Raw genomic sequence first — 18,062 nt, 5'->3', positions numbered from 1 at the left:
GGAATGCGTCGTCGCGGGGGTTCAAGAGACCAATGTCATCGCAACCGCCCCGGCCGTCTGTTCGCCACCGCACGCGGCGCGTCAGCGGCGACGCCGGTTCAGGTGTCAACCTGGTCGCGCAGAGCCTTGAATCCCGAGATGACGTCCGATAGTTCTTCGTCGATCTTGGCTTGCCGCAAGCGATGCAAGGCGTCTTCGAGCGTGCCCAGCATCTCGTCGATGTTGCGGTCGGCACGGTCCATGGCAGCCAGTCGGCTCGCGTTCTCGCTCGCGAGCGACTCGGCACAGGCGCGAAAGATGGAGACGAAGAGGTACTCGCGGATCAAGGCACGCAGGGTGGCTCGGTGCCATCGCATCGGCGTGCGCGTCGTGAACCACGCAGGCGTGGTTCACGCGCATCAAGCGGGATGTCATGCTGGCGCCCATGCGCCCGAGTCCGATCATGCCGATCTGCATTCCTTGCCTCCTGTGTGGTGGATGCGAATGACCACCGCGTGCTCGCAGCGATCGTCGATCAAGGGAATGACCGAGCCGGACAGAGCCATGCCGTCCAGCATTAGCGCAGGGCCTTCACCCTCCGACGACTTGGTCAGTACCTTTATTCGATAGACGGTCTCTCGATAGCGATAGTTCACTCGAAACGAAACCCAATGTTCCGGCACGCAGGGAACGATCCGCAGCGCATCCGACTCGACCTGCAAGCCCAGCAGCGACTCCAGCACGAAGCGCAGCATCCATCCGGCCGACCCGGTGTACCAGGTCCATCCGCCACGGCCCGCGTGCGGGGGCAACGCATAGACATCCGACGCCATCACATAGGGCTCGGTCTGGTACGTTGCGAGCGCATCGGTCGAGTCGGCGTGGCGGACCGGGTCGAGCATGCGGGCGAGTTCCCACGCGCGCGGCGCATCGTCGAGCGCCGCGAACGCCATCGCCGACCACACGGCCGCATGCGTGTACTGCCCGCCGTTCTCGCGCACGCCGGGCGGGTAGCCCTGGATGTAGCCGGGGCTCGGATCGGAATGGTCGAATGGCGGGGCAAGCAGTCGAATGAGGGCCGCGTCGCGGTCTACGAGACGACTGTCGAGCGCTTCCATCGCCTCGCGCGCGCGACCCGCATCCACCGCGCTCGACAGCACGGCCCAGCTCTGCGCGATCGCATCGATGCGGCATTCGGCGTCATCGGAACTGCCCAGCGGCGAGCCGTCGTCGAACCAGCCCCGTCGATACCAGCCACCGTCCCAGGCGCTCCGCTCGATCGCAGCGCGCAGCCGCACCGATTCGGCGGCACAACGCTGTGCGAAAGGCATATCGCCCCGTCGATCGGCCAGTCGTCCAAACTGCACGAGCACCGTGTCGAGGAAGAAGGCGAGCCAGACGCTTTCGCCCTTGCCACGCACGCCGACGAGGTTCATGCCATCGTTCCAGTCGCCGCCGCCGATCAACGGCAGGCCGTGTGCGCCAAAGCGCAGGCCGTGCGTGATGGCCCGCACGCAGTGCCCATACAGGCTGGCTGATTCGGGCGACTCGCCAGGCAGGTCGTAGCAGGAAACCTCGCCGTCCTCGAGCGCCCTGCCCGACAGGAAGGGCACGGGCGCATCGAGCACCGCCATGTCGCCGGTGACGAGGGCGTAGCGACAGGTCGCGAGCGGCAGCCACAGGTAGTCGTCCGAACAGCGCGTGCGCACGCCGCGGCCCGATGGCGGGTGCCACCAGTGCTGCACGTCGCCTTCGGGGAACTGGCGGCCCGCGCTGCGCAGCAGGTGCTCGCGCACGAGCCCGGGTGCCGCGTGCACCAGGGCCATCACATCCTGCAGCTGATCGCGGAAGCCGAAGGCGCCGCTCGACTGATAGAACGCGTTGCGCGCCCACAGCCTGCACGCCAGGGTCTGGTACGGCAGCCAACCGTTGACCAGCAGGTCGAGCGACGGCTCGGGCGTCTCGACCTGTACTGCGCCGAGAGTGTCGCCCCAATGCCGGTGCACGGCGGCCAGAGCCTCGCGCGTCGCGCTCGCCCCGCGCCAGCGCGTCGCGAGCGCTTGCGCCGCCTGCGGCGTGGTGCCGGCGCCAAGGCGAAACACAATTTCGCGCGTCTCCCCCGCCGCCAGCTTGAACGGGACGCGGAGTGCGGCGCACGGATCGAGCGCCGCACCCGCCGCGCCGCAAAGGTGTTGCGACGCCATCGCTGCGGGATGGCGCAGGCTGCCGTCGTGCCCGATGAAAGCGCGGCGGTCGCAACACACACTCGTGCCAGCCGCAGTCGCTTCGTCGGCATCGAATAAGGCAGTCCGCCCCGAAAAATCCGTGGTGTACGCATTGGTGGCGTACACGGTGCCGTCGCTGGCGTCGACGCGCGTGCTCACATGCATCGCTGTTTTGCGTCTCTCGTCGCCGAGGACCCATTCGAGGTAGCCGGTGACGCTGAGGTGTCGCATCCGGTCCGACCGGTTGAGCACCTTCAAAACCGAGAACTTGATCGGCGCATCGATGGCCACGAAGATCGTCAGTGCGGTTTCGAGGCCATCCTCGCGGTGCTCGAAGACGCTATAGCCGAAGCCATGGCGCGTGACGTAGGGCGTCGCGCCGGGGCACGGCAGCAAGGTGGCCGAGGCGTAGCGCCCACTGTCTTCGTCGCGCAGGTAGAACGCCTCGGTGTTGGGATCCGACACCGGGTCGTTCGACCAGGGCGTGAGCCGGAAAGCTTGCGCGTTCTCACTCCAGGTCGCGGCACTGCCGCTCTCGGACACCAGCGTGCCGAATGACGGATTCGCCAGGACATTGACCCAGGGCATCGGCGTCATGTGATTTGGTGTGACCGTGACCACGTACTCGCGCCCATTCGGCGTGAAGCCGCCGATGCCGTTGCGAAAGATCAGGTCACGCTGCGCAAGCGGTGGCGACGGCTCGGCAGAGCCTTCGGACTCGGCCGCGGCCACGGCGCTGTCCGGTGGCGAGACACGGTCGCCCACCGGCCGACGTTGCGCGAGCTGCTGCGGCAGCAGCCCATCGCGATCGTCGAGCACGACACGGGCCACGGCCTGCAACAGATCGCGATCGGCAGCCGGCACCTGCGCCAGCGCGAGCACGAAGACGCCGCCCGGCTTGCCGAGCCGCTCGACATCGACCAGCGCGGTGAGTCGCTGTTGCAACGACGCCCCGGAATCACCGCTGTCGTCGACGAGCACCACGAGGTCGACGGCGAGACCCGACAGGCGCCAATAGGCGTGGGCCCGGATCAGTTGACACGTCAGATCGAGCCGGACCGAATCGGCCGCCAGCAGCAGCACGATCGGCAGATCGCCGGAGACCGCATAGCGCCACAGGCCCGCCTGACCTTGCCGGTTTCTCGCCAGCACAGCGGGGTCGGCCCGCATCGCGGCATCGGGCATCAGAAGCGCCCCGGCCAGTTCGGTATAAAGCCGCGCATCGTCGGCACTGGCATGCAGTCGATCGAGAACGGCCTGCGCGGCAGCCCTCGCGCCGCCGTCCACACCGTCGGCCGTCGTGCGGTCCCGGTACTTGCGCATCAAGTCCACGCAGGCCTTAAGGGTGGCGCCGACGCCGCTGATCCAATCGACCGTCGTCGATTCGCCGGGGGCCAGCGACACTGCGCAACGGATGCCGGCCATTGGGTCCAGCACCGGACCGGCGCTGCCTGACAACGGTGCCCAGTCCTCCATGGCCTGCGGATCGGTCGGATCGCGACCGCGGCCTACGAATCGCGCGCGATCCGTCTCGAAAGACAGGGGCTCCGAAGGCGGCTGTTCGGTGACGACCTGATGGAACCAGGTCGGCGTTTGCTCATCTGGGGAGCGTGCACGCCGCCTGCACACGACCGCCTGCAACTCGTGCAGCACGTCGGTCTCGACAAAGAGCTTTTCGAACGCCGGATGCGCCGCATCGGCAGCGGCAGGTCCCAGCACGAGCTCCGCATAGCTCGTCAATGCCAGCCTCCGGCGGATCGGCGAATGGTTGGTGATGCAAAGGCGCCGCAGTTCGACATCATCGTCAGCCGACACGGCGACCGCGGTCTGAATCTCAATGTCGTGCGCTCGCACACGGAATGCCGCGAGGCCCCGGGAGAACTGCGCCTTGTACACGCCAGCCCGGGCCGCGACGGGGTTTCGGGTCGTCGACCACACCTCGCCACCGTCCATGTCCTTGATGTAGCAGAACGCACCGTAGGCTTCGCACGTGGCGCCCTCTCGCCACCGAGTGAGCGCAAGGTCGTTCCAGCGGCTGTACCCACCGCCAGCGTCGGTGACCATGACGTGGTAATGCCCATTCGACAACAGCTGTACGCGCGGTGATGTCGACTCACGCATCGGCATTGCCCTTGGCGCGGCAGCGCAACGCATGCGGATCTGGCGTCGCTTCGCGAAATGAGTTCATGCCGACTCCTTGATTAGGCGACGGCGTCCGGAATATGAGCGCTACCCGTCAAAGAAAAAGAGTCTGAATCGGCCCGCCGGACAAGTCTGTTCGTTGACGCACAGACGGCTTCGCGCCTGCCTTCTAAAACCGGACACCGCACTCCCGGAACCCCTGCCCATGAAGAACGATCCGCTCAGCCCGGACCTGCTGCACCAGATGAACGCCTACTGGCGGGCCGCCAACTATCTGTCCGTCGGTCAGATCTACCTCTACGACAACCCCCTCCTCAAGGAGCCGTTGAAGCTGTCGCATGTGAAACCGCTGGTCGTCGGACACTGGGGCACGACACCGGGCCAGAACTTCATCTACGTTCACCTGAACCGGTTGATCAAGGCCCACGACCTCGACATGTTCTATATCGCCGGGCCCGGGCACGGAGGACCCGCGATCGTCGGCAACGTGTACCTCGAAGGCTCCTGGAGCGAGGTCTATCCCGACGTGACACAGGACGAGGCGGGTCTCAAGAAGCTATTCAAGCAGTTCTCGTTTCCTGGCGGGATCTCCAGCCATGTGGCACCGACCACCCCGGGCTCGATCCACGAAGGTGGCGAGCTTGGCTATTCGCTCAGCCATGCCTTCGGTGCTGTCTTCGACAACCCCGAACTGATCGTGGCCTGCGTGGTCGGCGACGGCGAAGCGGAGACAGGTCCGCTCGCCACTGCATGGCAGTCGACCAAGATGCTCGACGCGGTGACCGATGGCGCGGTCCTGCCGATCCTGCACCTCAACGGCTACAAGATCAGCAACCCGACATTGCTGGCGCGCATCGAGCACGACGAACTCGAGCAGTTCTTTAGCGGCTGCGGTTGGACACCCCTGTTCGTCGAAGGCGACGATCCGGCGACGATGCACCAGCTAATGGCCCGCGCGATGGACGAAGCCCTCGAGATGATCCACCAGGCGCAGCGCGATGCGCGCGAGCGCAAAAGCGCGACGCGACCGCGCTGGCCGATGATCGTGCTGCGGTCCCCCAAGGGTTGGACCGGGCCGAAGACCGTCGACGGACTGCCCGTCGAGGGGACTTTTCGTTCGCACCAGGTTCCGCTGCTGGTCAATGCCCAACACCCCGAGCATGTCGCCCAGCTCGAGCAGTGGATGAAGAGCTATCGGGCCGAAGAGCTGTTCGACGCGAATGGGCGCCTGCTCCCTGAACTGGCTGCACTGGCACCAGATGGCAACAGGCGCATGGGCATGAATCCACATGCCAACGGCGGCTTGCTGCTGCACGACCTGCACATGCCGGACTTCCGCGACCACGCGGTGACAGTGCCGTCGCCCGGTGCGCTGCAAAGGCAGGACACGATGGTGCTTGGCCGGTTCCTCGGCGATGTGGTGCGGCTGAACGAGGGCCAGCGCAATTTCCGCGTCTTCGGCCCTGACGAGACCTTGTCGAACCTGCTCGGCGCGGTCTTCGATGTGACAAACCGGCAATGGGACGCGACGACCGTGCCGAACGACGAGTTTCTCGCGCCGGCCGGCCGGGTCGTCGACTCGATGCTGAGCGAGCACCAGTGCGAAGGCTGGCTCGAAGGCTACCTGCTGACCGGCCGGCATGGCCTGTTCAACAGCTACGAGGCCTTCATCCGCATCGTCGACTCGATGTTCAGCCAGCACGCCAAGTGGCTCAAGGTAACGCGCGAGCTGCCGTGGCGACGGCCCATCGCTTCGCTGAACTACCTGCTCGCCTCGCACGTCTGGCAGCAGGACCACAACGGCTTCACGCACCAGGACCCGGGCTTTCTTGACCACGTCATCAACAAGAAGGCCGACATCGTGCGCGTTTACCTGCCACCCGATGCGAATTGCCTGCTGTCGGTCTTCGACCATTGTCTGCGCAGCCGCAACTACGTCAACGTGGTGGTGGCCGGCAAGCACGCCCTGCCGCAGTGGCTCACGATGGAGGCCGCTGTGGTGCACTGCACCGAGGGTATCGGCATCTGGACATGGGCCAGCAACGACCGGGGCACAGAACCCGACGTGGTGATGGCCTGCTGCGGCGACACGCCGACGCTGGAGATCATGGCGGCTACGTCCATCCTGCGCGAGCACCTGCCGGGCCTGAAGATCCGCGTGGTCAACGTTGTCGACCTGATGAAGCTGCAATCGGCCAGCGAGCATCCGCACGGACTCGATGAGGCCGACTTCGATTCGCTCTTCACCCGTGACAAACCCGTGATCTTCGGCTTCCACGGCTACCCCTCGCTGGTACACCGCCTGACCTACCGCCGCACCAACCGAAACCTGCACGTGCACGGCTACAAGGAAGAGGGAACCATTACCACGGCCTTCGACATGCGCGTGCAGAACGAGCTGGATCGCTTTCACCTTGTGCAAAAGGTGCTGGACTGCCTGCCCCACCCGGGCAGCAGGGCCGACTACCTCAAGCAGATGTGCCGCGACAAGCTGGTCGCGCACAAGCTCTACATCGACGCGCATGGCCAGGACATGCCGGAGATCCTCGAATGGAAATGGGGTGCCCCGACACAGGAAGACAAGCGATGAACGCGAACACACCGTCCCACCTTTCGCATGCGCAGCGCCTCGTTCTCACGGCGCTGCTCGAGTCCCGGCGCGTCGCTTTCGAGCGCCTGAGCACCTTGCAGCTGGAGGGCCAGTCGCAGGTCGAAGCGGCCCGCCGCGTCTTGCTGCAGGACGCCGACGACGCACGGCAGCGCGAGGGCACCCACGAGGTCGAAGGCATCGTTGCGGACATCGACAGCGGCGAGTACACGGCGATCCGCGCTGCGTTGGAACGCATTCATGGTGCCGCCTACGGTCTGTGCGTCGATTGCCACGTCGAGATTCCGTTCGACCGCCTGCAGATCGAACCCCAGACCTTGCGCTGTATTACCTGTCAAACCCTTCACGAACGGAAACCAAAGCCATGAGCCTCTTTCACGCGGTCGCATTCGTCGACCATCAATCCGCCCACCTGCTGCAGTTCGCACCCGACGAGAGGGTAGAGCAGCATGTACACGAGCAGCTGAAGTTCACACGCCAGCATCACAGCGGCGTGCGCACCGAACACGAGTTCTTCGGAGCCGTCTGCGATGCGTTCGACGGCATCGCCGAAGTGCTGGTCGTGGGCGGGCACACGAGCGTCGCCGACTTCCAGAGTTATGTGGGGAAGCACCGGCCGCAGACGATGCCCCGCATCGCCGGCTACGAAGTGGTGGACCACCCGACCGACAACCAGCTCGTCGCGCTGGCACGCAGCTTCTTCGTGAACCACGACCGCATGGTCGGCACTCGCGTGCCGACCTGAGTCTCGGCGCACACGGGCCCGTCAGGGCACCAGCACCGCCGCCCCCTCGAAGCGGCCCGCGCGCAGGTCGGCCAGTGCCTCGTTGGCCTTTTGCAGCGGATAGCAGGTGGTCTTCGCCACGATGCCCATGTCGGGCACTTGGCTCAGAAAATCGAGCCCGTCCTGACGTGTGAGGTTGGCCACCGAGAGCAACTCCCGCTCTTCCCACAGGAGGCTGTACGGGAAGCGCGGAATGTCGCTCATGTGGATGCCGGCGCAGACGACGCGGCCACCCTTGCGCACCGCCTTCAGCGCCAGCGGCACCAGCTCACCGACCGTGGCGAAGATGATCGCGGCATCGAGTGCCTGCGGTGGCATCTCGTCGGACCCGCCGGCCCAGGTGGCACCCAAGCTGCGCGCGAAGGCCTGGGTCTTCTCGTCGCCCGGGCGGGTGAACGCGTGCACCGAACGCCCCTGCCAGCGGGCAACCTGGGCCAGGATGTGCGCCGCCGCGCCGAAGCCGTAGAGGCCGAGGCTCCTGCCCTCGCCCGCGATGGTGAGCGCGCGCCAGCCGATCAAGCCGGCGCAGAGCAAGGGAGCGAGCGAGGCATCGCTTCCCTCCTCGGCCAGCGGAAAGGCAAAGCGCGCATCGGCCACCGTGGCGGTGGCGAATCCGCCATTGCGCGTGAAGCCGGTGAACACAGGGTGGTCGCACAGGTTCTCGCGCTGCATCCTGCAATAGGGACAAATGCCGCAGGTGTGACCCAGCCACGGGATGCCCACGCGCTGGCCGATCGCCAGGCCGGAGACGCCCGCGCCGAGCACATCGATGCGGCCTACGATCTCGTGGCCCGGGATGATCGGCACTTGCGGGTGCGGCAACTCGCCATCCACTACATGCAGGTCGGTGCGGCACACGCCGCAAGCTGAAACCTGCACGCGTATCTGGCCCGGACCGGGCTGCGGGTCGGGCAGCTCGGTCCAGACCAGGGGCGCGTGCAATGCGTTGAGGACCATGGCGTGCATGAGAGAACCCTTTGCAGTCAAGTGGCTTCGGTGACTTCGTGGACCGGCTTGCCGGTCCTGGCGAAAGCGTCGACGTTGGCCATCGTGGTGTCTGCGATGGCTTTCATCGCATCCGCGGTGAAGAAGGCCTGGTGCCCCGTCACCAGCACGTTGGGGAACGTGAGCAGGCGCTCGAATACGTCGTCGCGGATCACTTGGTCCGACTTGTCGTCGAAGAAGAGTGCGGCTTCTTCCTCGTAGACGTCCAGGCCGAGGTGACCGATGGCGCCGCTCTTGATGCCATCGACCACCGCTTTTGTATCGACGATGCCGCCGCGGCTCGTGTTGATGAGCATGGCACCGCGTTTCATCTTGCCGATCGCGGCGGCGTCGATCAGGTGCCGCGTCTGCGGCGTCAGGGGGCAATGAAGCGTGACGATGTCGGCCTGCGCAAGCAATGTGTCGAGCGATACATACGCCACGCCGATTTCCGTGCACGCGGGGCTGGGCTCGATATCGCTGGCCAGCACCTTGCAACCGAACCCGGTCATGATCTTCGCGACGCTGGTCCCGATGCGGCCGGTACCCACGATGCCCACGGTGCGGCCGTGGAGGTTGAAGCCGAGCAACCCCTCCAGCGCAAAGTTGCCTTCGCGCACCCGGGCGTAGGCACGATGGATGTTGCGGTCTAGCGAGAGCATCAGCGCCACCGCGTGCTCGGAAACGGCCTCGGGCGAGTAGGCCGGAACACGCGCGATGACGATCCCGAGTTTCTTCGCCGCGGCCCGATCGACGTTGTTGAAGCCCGCCGACCGCAGGGCCACGAGGCCCACATCCAGCGACTTGAACGTTTGCAGTACCGCGCTGTCGACCTTGTCGTTGACGAAAGCGCAGACGGCACCCGCGCCACGTGCCAGGACCGCGGTATCGGCCGTCAACTGCGCGTCGAGATAGTGGAGCTTGTGCCGACCCGAGCACGCTGCGTTGATGAATTGGCGATCGTAGGGCTTGGTGCTGAAGACGGTGATTTCCATGGGGTTCCTTTGCATCGTGCCATCGAGAGGTCGCGGCAGGGGTATTCGGTCTTGACTTCGGACGGTCCGCGGCTGCTAGGCGATGGCAGGCTTCGGCACCTTGCCGGATGCCTTGTCGATCTTGGGCGCGGTTGCGGACGAGCCGGTTTCGCGCAGAAAGAAACTCAGCACGATGGCCAGCACCACGCCACCGACGAGGGGCAGAAACGCGGTCTGGAATTCGGCCAGCGTCATGGTGGCGCCTTGCGCGGGCAGCATCAGCCGCGAGATGAAGGGCGACATGATCCCGGTCGTGACGAAGACGAGAAAGTTCATCGCGCCGGCCGCCGTGCCCTTGACCTCGGACGGGTTGACCTCCTTCATCATCGCAAAGGGGATCATGGCCGCCCCGGATGCGATCCCGAGTACTAGGGCAACGCTGTAGCGAGGGAGAGTTCCGACCGGAACGTAGATCGCCGAGAGCCCCGCAGCGAGCATGAGCAAGGCACCGCAGATCAAGACGGGTTTCCGGCGGCCGATCTTGTCGGAAACGTAGCCAAGCAACGGGCAGCCGATGACCCAACCGATCGGAACCATTGAGGCATCGGTCGCGGCAGCCGCCATCGTCATGTTCTCTCCGCCGTGCAGGAAGGAGGTCGCCCAGACCAGCGCGCCGATCGTAGTCGGCAGAAAGAGCAGGCCGCCCACGACGCCTGCCAGCCAGCTTTGCGGGTCGCCGAAAACGACCTTGAATGGCTTGACGACGCTGGCCAGCGACAGTGCACCGTGATGGCTGGGGCTGTCGCCCTTGTCAGCCGGCATGATGAACCAGGTCGCCACGGCCAGCACACTTCCGACGCAGGCGAACGCAATCCATACTGACTGCCAGGGCACATGGAAGCTTCCGCTCGGATCGATGGCCATGTGCACCGGCTTGGAGCCGAACGCAGCGCCCGCCATGCCCAGGCATTGCGTGAACCCGATGAACATCGCCAGCATGCGCGCGGGCAGGTAGCGCGCCGCCACATAGGACGACCCGATGAACGCGAAGATCGCGCCGATGGCCTGCAGCACGAACCCCACCATGCCGGCGGCTTCACTGCCCTGCGCGAAGACCAAGCAGCCGACGCCCACGACAGCGATCCCGAAAGGAATGGTGCGGCGAGGTCCATACCGGTCAAGCAGGACACCGGCTACCAGCGCCATCACGGCGTAGGCCACGTAGTAGGCCGAGATCATCGCGCCGATGTGGTTGGCACCCCATGCGGCGGTCAGCTCAGTCTGCATGACGCCGGGCGCAGATCGCACGGCGTACTGGAAAAAGTAGAAGACGGCGCACAGCAGCCAGGCGACGAAAAAAAGAGGTTTCAAGTCGTATGGCGGCGCGGTGCTGGACAACGCTGGCAGAGGTGTCGTCCCTCGCGGCGATGCAGGCGGCGCGGCCGCATTCGGGTTTTCGACCGAGGGGGTCATGATGCTTGATCCTGTTCAGAGTTGTGCGGGTGGTTTGGGGATGTAGAGTCCTGTGCGATAGAAACGCTGGAGCGGCGGGGCCTCCTGTCCTGGAGGTTGCGCAACACGGTGGGCAGCAGGTCGGGCAGGTCTTCCGCCATCAGCCCCGGCCCGAAACCGGATGCCGCCGCGCCATGCAGCCACACCGAAGCGGCCGCCGCGAGGAACGGCGCCATGTCCTGGGCCAGCAGCCCGAGCACCATGCCAGCCAGCACGTCACCCGCGCCCGCGGTGGCCAGCGTCGGCGGCGCATTGGCGTTGATGATGGCGCGCCCGTCGGGTGCGGCAATCACCGTGTCGCTGCCCTTGAGAACCACGATGGAGCCGCTGGCCTGCGCGGCAGCGCGGGCACGCGTGAGCTTGTCGGCGCCCATGTCGATCACACCCTCGAACAGGCGTTTGAATTCGCCTTCGTGTGGGGTCAGCACGCAAGCGCCGGTGAGGGCGTTGAACAAGGTTACCGGGTCGTCCTTGAATGCCGACAGGGCGTCGGCATCGAGCACGGTCGCCCGTCCCGTCCCGAGCATCGCCAGCACGCGTGCCCGCGTGTCCGGCCCCACACCCGCGCCGGGGCCGATCATCAGTCCGGTGTACCTGCTGTCGGCCAGCAGGTGTTCGAGGTCTTCGGGCCGAGTGATGGCGCTCACCATCACGCTGGTCAGCGCGGCAGCGTAGACCGGCAGCGCGGCGGCGGGCACCGCGACGGTCATGAGGCCCGCGCCCATTCTGGCGGCCGCCCTTGCGGCCATGCGTGCCGCGCCGGTGGTGGGCCAGCCGCCCCAGCCCAGGGCGTGCCCGCGGGTGTATTTGTTGCCATCGGCTTGCACCACCGGCAGCGCGTCGACCCACAGCGTCGGATCGTTCTCGAAAGTGTCGGGCGTGAAGTGTGCGAACACCGAGGCGGGTGTGCCAATATCGGCCACGATCAATTCGCCGCACAGGCTGCGGCCCGGTTGCAGCAGATGTCCGGGCTTCTTGCGAAAGCACGTCACCGTGAGCGCACAGGGCACTGCGCCCGCGCTGGCGCCGGTATCGCCCATCACGCCGCTGGGGATGTCCACCGCAACGAGCGTCATCTGCCTTGCGGCTACCTCAGCCAACGTTCGAGCTGCCATCCCTTCGAGCGGGCGGCTCAGACCTGCGCCGAAGATGGCATCGACGATGAGCGCGGCGCCGTCCAGCGCTGCGGGTGTCAGCGCCTCGATCGGCCCGCACCACAGCCCGGCGTGGTGGGCCGCTGCGCCGCGCAGGCTCTCGCGTGGCACCAGCAGCGCCACACGCACCGGCCAACCAGCCTCGGCCAGCTGGCGAGCCGCCACGAAGCCATCGCCGCCATTGCTGCCGGGGCCGCACAGGACTAACACCGGGCGCGAGGTCCAGCGCTGTTGAATGGCCTGGGCCACGGGACGACCGGCGTTTTCCATCAGCGCCATCTCACTGATGCCACAGGCCACCGTCAAACAGTCCGTAAGCGCCATCTGCTTGGCGGTGAGCAGGGCCGTGTCGCAGTTCATCGCATCTCGGTTGCCGGGGGGTGTCAAACGCCAGCACCTAGAGCCGTCGCATGCGCCGGCTGGGGAAAGTCGGCGGCGCGCGCTACAGCCTCGCCCGCCGCGAACTCGGTGCGCAATTCGTGGACCTTGGTCATCGCACCGTCGAAGGCGTCGTTGCCCAGCAGCAGATGGTCCGGCGGATGGCCTGAGACCACCGCGTCGATGAGCGCATTGACGGCACGCACGGGATCGCCCGGCTGCTGGCCGGAGGAGGCGCGGATCTGGCGCCGCACATTGCCGGCCGTGGCGATGTAGTCATCGATCTGGTGCTTGCTCTCGTTGGCGGAGCGGCCGGCCCAGTCGGTGCGAAACCCGCTGGGTTCGACCACCATCACCTGAAGACCCAGTTCAGCGACCTCCTGCCGCAAGGCCTCAGACAAGCCCTCAACGGCGAACTTGGTGGCGCAATACTGGCCCAGCGCCGACATGCCGCGGATGCCGGCCAAGGAAGAGAGGTTGACGATGCAGCCGCGCCGACGCTTGCGCATGTCGGGCAGCACGGCCTGAATCATGCGGGTCAAGCCGAAGACGTTGACATCGAACATCTTGCGCACCTGGGCCTCTTCACCTTCCTCGATGGCCGCGAAGTAGCCGATGCCGGCGTTGTTCACCAGTACGTCGATGCCGCCGAAGCGGTCCTGCGCCGCCTTGACCGCTGCGACAACCTGGTCCTGCCGGGTCACGTCGAGCGTGAGCACCAGAACGTTGTCGATTGCGCCGAAGCCCTCCAGGGCGGCGGGATTGCGCGAGGTCACTACCGTCCGGTAGCCATGGTCGATGGCCTGTCTTGCGAGTTCGAGACCGAAGCCTGTGGAGCAACCGGTGATGAACCAGACGGGTGGCTCGGTCGCGATGGCGTTGTGAACTTGGGTATTCATTCGTTTACCCTCACGCCAGGATGGCCGCCTTCATGCGGCTGTAGTCGTCGTGGGTGATCTCGCCCCGCGCATAACGCTCGCTCAGGATGTCCTGCGCTTCCTTGCCGAGGGGCCTGCCGTAGTTGCGATGGACGCGGTAGGTGTAGCCCCAGTTCCCGGCGCTCGAGAAGATGAGGATCATCATCCCGAACCAGAGGAACCAGCCCCAGCCCGAGTACCAGTCGTTCCAATAGGTGCCTGCCATTTTTCAAACTCCTTCAGTGAAAGGGATCTACCCCGAAAAGCCTGGTCGACGCAGAGGTCTCACCGGGCCGAGAAATCGAGCACCACGCGCGAGGGCACCTCGCCCCTGGACAGTCGCTCGAACACATCGTTGATGGCCGACAGCGGCTGCAACTCGATGTCGGCCTTGACCTGGCCTGCGGCAGCGAAGGCCAGCGCCTCGGCCATGTCTCGCCGGTTGCCGACGAAGGAGCCGCGGATGGTGATGCAGTTGGCCACCACGTCGAACAGCGGCGTGGGGAATTCGCCCGGCGGAATGCCGACCAGCACGCAGGTGCCGTGCTTGCGCGTCATGCGCACGCCCTGCTCGAAGGCGGGCAAGGAGGGCGCAGTGATCAGCACGCCATGCGCGCCACCGCTCGTGGCCTTGACCACAGCCGCGACCGGGTCGCCCTGCTTGGCATTGACCACCGCATCCGCACCCAGGCGCGTCGCATGTGCGAGCTTGCCGTCGTCGATGTCGACCGCGCAGACGTGCAGACCCATCGCCCTGGCGTACTGCACCCCGAGGTGACCGAGCCCGCCGATGCCCGAGATCACGACCCACTCGCCCGGTCGGGCCTGGGTTTCCTTGATGCCCTTGTACGAGGTGATGCCGGCGCAGATCAACGGTGCGGCGTCGACCGCCGACAGCCCGGCCGGAATGTGCGCGACGTAGTTCGGGTCGGCGATGATGAATTCGGCGAAGCCGCCGTTTCGGGTGTAGCCACCGAACTGGGCCTCAGCGCAGACCGGCTCCTGTGCCGCCAAGCAGAACTCGCAGTGCCCGCAGGCGGAATAGAGCCAGGGCACGCCGACGCGGTCGCCCTCCTTCACCGCCGTCACCCCTGTGCCGAGCGCGGTGACGATGCCGATGCCTTCATGGCCTGGCGTGAACGGCAGCGGCGGCTTCAACGGCCAGTCGCCATCGCGCGCGTGCAGATCGGTGTGGCACACGCCGCAGGCCTCGGTCTTGACGAGGATCTGGCCCGGTCCGGGCGTCGGCACATCGAGCTCTTTCATCACCAGGGGCTGCCCGAATCGTTCGACCTGGGCGGCTTTCATCTTGGGTGTCATGGAGAATCCTTATGTTGAAAATCTTTCAGGCCGCGGCTTTCAACCCGAGCCCGCGCACCGCTTCGATCATCTCGACCAGCACGGCTTGTGCGTCGCCATAAACCATGTGGCAGTTGTCGCCATAAAAGAGCGCGTTGACGATGCCTGCATAGCCCTTGCCCTCACCTCGCTTGATGACGAACACCTTCTTCGCCTGGTCGGCGTTCAGGATCGGCATGCCGAAGATCGGTGAGCCCTTGTCCGTGCGCGCGGCGGGGTTAACCACGTCGTTGGCACCGATGACGAGTGCCACGTCGGTGGTCTTGAACTCGTCGTTGATGTCTTCGAGCTGGAAGATCATGTCGTAGGGCACGCCGGCCTCGGCCAGCAGCACGTCCATCTGACCCGGCATGCGGCCCGCGACCGGATGGATCGCGAACTTCACGCTCACGCCACCGGCCTGCAACAGCTTGACGAAGTCGAACAGCTTGCCCTGCCCTTGCGCCGCGGCGAGGCCGTAGCCCGGCACGATGATCACCGAGCTGGCGTAGCGCATCGCGATGCCCGCATCGCCGGGCTGCATCGGCTTCAACTCGCCCTTGATCTTGCCCGGCTTGTGCTTGGAGGCTCCGCCGAAGTTGCTGAACACCACGTTGCTCACCGAGCGGTTCATCGCGCGGGCCATCAGCAGCGTCAGCAGCAGGCCCGCCGCACCGACCACCATGCCGGCGATCATCAGCGCCGGGTTCTGCAGCACGAAGCCTTCGAGACCGACCGCAAGACCCGTGAAGGCATTGAAGATCGAGATCACCACCGGCATGTCGGCCCCGCCGATGGGCAGCGTCATCAGGATGCCGAGCACCAGCGCGAAGCCGAAGAAGAGGTAGATCGATGCCGGCACGCCAAGCCCGCCCAGCACCCGCACCGATTTGTCGACACTCGCCACGACGAGGTAGGCGCCGACCGCGAGCGTTGCCAGCAAGACTACCCCGTTGACCACCTGCTGCGCCTTGAACCGCAACGGGTTCTTGATCACGCCGTCGAGCTTGGCCCAGGCGATCAGCGAGCCGGACAACGACACCGCACCGATGAGGGCGCCGAGCAGGGTGACGATCAGCGCGGTCATGCCCTGCGTCTTTCCGCCGAACAGCTCCACCGCTGCGATGGCTCCGGCCGCGCCGCCGCCCATGCCGTTGTAGATCGCGACCATCTGCGGCATGGCGGTCATCGCCACGGTGCGCCCCGCCCACCAGGCCATGCCGCCGCCGAGCGCGAGTGCCACGACGGCAAGACCCAGGTTCATCCACAGATCGGGGCGGGCCGCGCTGTCCACGTCGAAGGCATAGAGGAAGCTCGCGAGCACCGCGACCGCCATGCCGATGCCGGCCACGGAGATGCCCGAGGACGCAGTCGCGGGCGACGACATGCGGTGCAGCCCGTACATGAAGAGCAAAGCCGTCGCGAGGTCGGCCGCGCCGATGCCGAGCGACGGCAGGGAGGCGAGCAGGGAGATGTCCATGTCAGCCCTTCTTCGCGTGCAGTCGCTTGACGGTCGCGGACTTGCCCGCCTTGGCGTGGCCGGCCTTGTGCGCGCTCGGCTTGAACATCGCCAGCATGCGGTCGGTCACCGCATAACCGCCGGCGGCGTTGCCCGCCCCGAGCAGCACGGCGAAGAAGCCGATCACCTGCTGCTGCACGGTGCTGGCGTTGAGCAAGGTGTAGATGCCGCCGACCACGACGATGCCGTGCACGAAGTTGGAACCCGACATCAGGGGCGTGTGCAGGATCGCCGGCACGCGGCCGATGATCACCCAGCCCGCGAAGCCGGCGAGCATGAAGATGTAGAGCGCGATGAAACCGCCGATGGCGATATGGAAGTCCATGGGACGGGTCCTGGTTGAGGAGTTACGCCGGCGCGTGCTGAGGAGTGGTGGGTGTGGCGGGCTTGGAGTCGGGCTTGGCCGCTGCCGACTTCGCCGCCTTTGCCGCAGCGTCCGTCGCCGCGCCCTTGTTCTCGCCCGCGTGCGTCATCACCGTCTTGGCCAGGATCTCGTCCGACCAGTCGATGGTGACGACGTTGTCCTTCACGAACAGCGCCAGCAGGTTGAATTGGTTCTTCGCGTAGAGCTCGCTCGCGTCTTCGCCGAGAAGCGACGGCACGTTGAGCGGCGCCACGATGCACACGCGCCCGACCTGGGCCGTCACGCCGGGCTGCGTGTCCTCGCAATTGCCGCCCCCCTCGGCGGAGAGGTCGACGATCACCGCACCGGCCTTCATCCCGCGGACCTGCGCACGGCTGACTAGCTTGGGCGAGGCCTTGCCGGGGATGGCGGCCGTCGTGATGACCAGATCGGCGGACTGGATGTGCTTGGTCAGCACGTCCGCGACCTTGGTCTTCTCGTCGGCCGTCAGTTCGCGGGCGTAGCCGCCGTCACCGGTCCCATCGACGCCGGTGTCGACGAAGGTCGCACCCAGCGACAGGACTTGCTCCTGCGTCTCGGGGCGCACGTCGTAGCCTTCGACCACGGCACCCAGCCGGTGCGCGGTGGCGACCGCCTCCAGGCCGGCCACGCCGAGCCCCATGACCAGCACATGGGCGGGCCCGATCGAGCCGGCCGCCGACGTGATCTTCGGCACCACGCGCGCCAGGTGCGACATGCCGAGCGCCACCGCGTAGTAACCGGCCAGCGCCGACTGGCTCGACAGCGCGTCCATTGCCTGCGCCCGCGAGATGCGCGGCACGCGCTCCATGGCGAAGCAGGTGATCTTGCGTTCGAGCAGGCGCTTGACCAACGCCGGCTCGTTGTGGGCATAGACGAAGCAGACCAGGATCGAACTTTCCTTCATTGCATCGACCACCTCGAGTGCCGGCGGTTGCACGCACAGCACCACATCGGCGTCCTTGACAAGCGCGGCGCGGTCGGTGGTGAAGGCCACGTCCTTGAAGGCATCATCATCCAAATGGATGGCTGCGCCGGCGCCCGACTGCATGTGCAATCGGGCGCCGAGTTTCAACAGCTTGGGAACCACCGACGGCACCAGCGCCACGCGGCGCTCGTGGGGCTGGGTCTCGGTCAGAACCGCGACGTTGACGTACATGGTCAGG

Annotated in this window: 15 protein-coding genes; 3 read left to right on the top strand and 12 right to left on the bottom strand. The window is 66.1% G+C overall.

Annotated features, from left to right (window positions below; all coding sequences use genetic code 11):
* Window positions 1-98 precede the first annotated feature (98 nt).
* Window positions 99-356: a F0F1 ATP synthase subunit gamma gene (locus QN413_RS21920; RefSeq protein WP_323498720.1), complete on the bottom strand. Its 258-nt coding sequence runs from the start codon at window positions 354-356 to the stop codon at window positions 99-101.
* An 84-nt stretch (window positions 357-440) separates the two neighbouring features.
* Window positions 441-4,325, bottom strand: a complete 3,885-nt coding sequence (locus QN413_RS21915; RefSeq protein ID WP_323498719.1) for a GH36-type glycosyl hydrolase domain-containing protein — start codon at window positions 4,323-4,325, stop codon at window positions 441-443.
* Window positions 4,326-4,551: 226 nt separating this feature from the next.
* Between QN413_RS21915 and QN413_RS21910 the strand changes: the two genes are divergently transcribed.
* From QN413_RS21910 to QN413_RS21900, 3 genes are read left to right on the top strand one after another with little or no spacing between them, the layout of a single operon-like run.
* Window positions 4,552-6,936, top strand: coding sequence for a phosphoketolase family protein (locus QN413_RS21910; protein ID WP_323498718.1), 2,385 nt, complete (start codon window positions 4,552-4,554; stop codon window positions 6,934-6,936).
* Window positions 6,933-7,322, top strand: coding sequence for a TraR/DksA family transcriptional regulator (locus QN413_RS21905; RefSeq protein ID WP_323498717.1), 390 nt, complete (start codon window positions 6,933-6,935; stop codon window positions 7,320-7,322). Before QN413_RS21910 ends, QN413_RS21905 begins: the two co-directional genes overlap by 4 nt.
* Entirely contained in the window at window positions 7,319-7,699 is a 381-nt protein-coding gene (locus tag QN413_RS21900; RefSeq protein ID WP_323498716.1) for a hypothetical protein, read from the top strand. The genes QN413_RS21905 and QN413_RS21900 overlap by 4 nt, the downstream gene beginning before the upstream one ends.
* Before the next feature lie 21 nt (window positions 7,700-7,720).
* On the opposite strand, the gene QN413_RS21895 is transcribed toward QN413_RS21900, so the two are convergent.
* From QN413_RS21895 to QN413_RS21850, 10 genes are all read right to left on the bottom strand, one after another.
* Entirely contained in the window at window positions 7,721-8,704 is a 984-nt protein-coding gene (locus QN413_RS21895) for a zinc-dependent alcohol dehydrogenase family protein (protein WP_323498714.1), read from the bottom strand.
* Window positions 8,705-8,721: 17 nt separating this feature from the next.
* The gene (locus QN413_RS21890; RefSeq protein WP_323498713.1) at window positions 8,722-9,717 is read right to left on the bottom strand and encodes a 2-hydroxyacid dehydrogenase; all 996 of its coding nucleotides are present in this window, start codon (window positions 9,715-9,717) and stop codon (window positions 8,722-8,724) included.
* 75 nt (window positions 9,718-9,792) lie between these two features.
* Window positions 9,793-11,169: an MFS transporter gene (locus tag QN413_RS21885; RefSeq protein WP_323498712.1), complete on the bottom strand. Its 1,377-nt coding sequence runs from the start codon at window positions 11,167-11,169 to the stop codon at window positions 9,793-9,795.
* Window positions 11,166-12,722 carry an NAD(P)H-hydrate dehydratase gene (locus QN413_RS21880; protein ID WP_323498711.1) on the bottom strand — a complete coding sequence of 519 codons (1,557 nt, stop codon included), beginning with the start codon at window positions 12,720-12,722 and terminating at the stop codon, window positions 11,166-11,168. The genes QN413_RS21885 and QN413_RS21880 overlap by 4 nt, the downstream gene beginning before the upstream one ends.
* A gap of 23 nt (window positions 12,723-12,745) precedes the next feature.
* Entirely contained in the window at window positions 12,746-13,639 is an 894-nt protein-coding gene (locus tag QN413_RS21875) for an oxidoreductase (RefSeq protein ID WP_323498709.1), read from the bottom strand.
* A 10-nt stretch (window positions 13,640-13,649) separates the two neighbouring features.
* The gene (locus tag QN413_RS21870) at window positions 13,650-13,883 is read right to left on the bottom strand and encodes an SHOCT domain-containing protein (RefSeq protein WP_323498708.1); all 234 of its coding nucleotides are present in this window, start codon (window positions 13,881-13,883) and stop codon (window positions 13,650-13,652) included.
* A gap of 59 nt (window positions 13,884-13,942) precedes the next feature.
* A complete protein-coding gene (locus QN413_RS21865; RefSeq protein ID WP_323498707.1) occupies window positions 13,943-14,977 on the bottom strand; it encodes a zinc-dependent alcohol dehydrogenase in 1,035 nt (344 codons plus the stop codon).
* Between the two features lie 25 nt (window positions 14,978-15,002).
* A complete protein-coding gene (locus QN413_RS21860; protein ID WP_323498706.1) occupies window positions 15,003-16,475 on the bottom strand; it encodes an NAD(P)(+) transhydrogenase (Re/Si-specific) subunit beta in 1,473 nt (490 codons plus the stop codon).
* A 1-nt stretch (window position 16,476) separates the two neighbouring features.
* Window positions 16,477-16,839: an NAD(P) transhydrogenase subunit alpha gene (locus tag QN413_RS21855; RefSeq protein ID WP_323498704.1), complete on the bottom strand. Its 363-nt coding sequence runs from the start codon at window positions 16,837-16,839 to the stop codon at window positions 16,477-16,479.
* A 22-nt stretch (window positions 16,840-16,861) separates the two neighbouring features.
* Window positions 16,862-18,055: an NAD(P) transhydrogenase subunit alpha gene (locus tag QN413_RS21850; RefSeq protein WP_323498702.1), complete on the bottom strand. Its 1,194-nt coding sequence runs from the start codon at window positions 18,053-18,055 to the stop codon at window positions 16,862-16,864.
* Window positions 18,056-18,062 lie beyond the last annotated feature (7 nt).

Source organism: Variovorax sp. LG9.2, from assembly GCF_035018885.1.
Lineage (GTDB): Bacteria > Pseudomonadota > Gammaproteobacteria > Burkholderiales > Burkholderiaceae_C > Variovorax.
This window is presented reverse-complemented; position numbering and strand designations above follow the sequence as displayed.

Bases quoted from the DNA above. Each gene is read 5' to 3' on its own strand.
- QN413_RS21905 (WP_323498717.1), top strand. From the start codon at position 6,933: ATGAACGCGAACACACCGTCCCACCTTTCGCATGCGCAGCGCCTCGTT.
- QN413_RS21910 (WP_323498718.1), top strand. From the start codon at position 4,552: ATGAAGAACGATCCGCTCAGCCCGGACCTGCTGCACCAGATGAACGCC.
- QN413_RS21900 (WP_323498716.1), top strand. From the start codon at position 7,319: ATGAGCCTCTTTCACGCGGTCGCATTCGTCGACCATCAATCCGCCCAC.
- QN413_RS21895 (WP_323498714.1), bottom strand. From the start codon at position 8,704: ATGCACGCCATGGTCCTCAACGCATTGCACGCGCCCCTGGTCTGGACC.
- QN413_RS21860 (WP_323498706.1), bottom strand. From the start codon at position 16,475: ATGGACATCTCCCTGCTCGCCTCCCTGCCGTCGCTCGGCATCGGCGCG.
- QN413_RS21885 (WP_323498712.1), bottom strand. From the start codon at position 11,169: ATGACCCCCTCGGTCGAAAACCCGAATGCGGCCGCGCCGCCTGCATCG.
- QN413_RS21875 (WP_323498709.1), bottom strand. From the start codon at position 13,639: ATGAATACCCAAGTTCACAACGCCATCGCGACCGAGCCACCCGTCTGG.
- QN413_RS21915 (WP_323498719.1), bottom strand. From the start codon at position 4,325: ATGCGTGAGTCGACATCACCGCGCGTACAGCTGTTGTCGAATGGGCAT.
- QN413_RS21855 (WP_323498704.1), bottom strand. From the start codon at position 16,839: ATGGACTTCCATATCGCCATCGGCGGTTTCATCGCGCTCTACATCTTC.
- QN413_RS21890 (WP_323498713.1), bottom strand. From the start codon at position 9,717: ATGGAAATCACCGTCTTCAGCACCAAGCCCTACGATCGCCAATTCATC.
- QN413_RS21920 (WP_323498720.1), bottom strand. From the start codon at position 356: ATGCGATGGCACCGAGCCACCCTGCGTGCCTTGATCCGCGAGTACCTC.
- QN413_RS21880 (WP_323498711.1), bottom strand. From the start codon at position 12,722: ATGAACTGCGACACGGCCCTGCTCACCGCCAAGCAGATGGCGCTTACG.
- QN413_RS21850 (WP_323498702.1), bottom strand. From the start codon at position 18,055: ATGTACGTCAACGTCGCGGTTCTGACCGAGACCCAGCCCCACGAGCGC.
- QN413_RS21870 (WP_323498708.1), bottom strand. From the start codon at position 13,883: ATGGCAGGCACCTATTGGAACGACTGGTACTCGGGCTGGGGCTGGTTC.
- QN413_RS21865 (WP_323498707.1), bottom strand. From the start codon at position 14,977: ATGACACCCAAGATGAAAGCCGCCCAGGTCGAACGATTCGGGCAGCCC.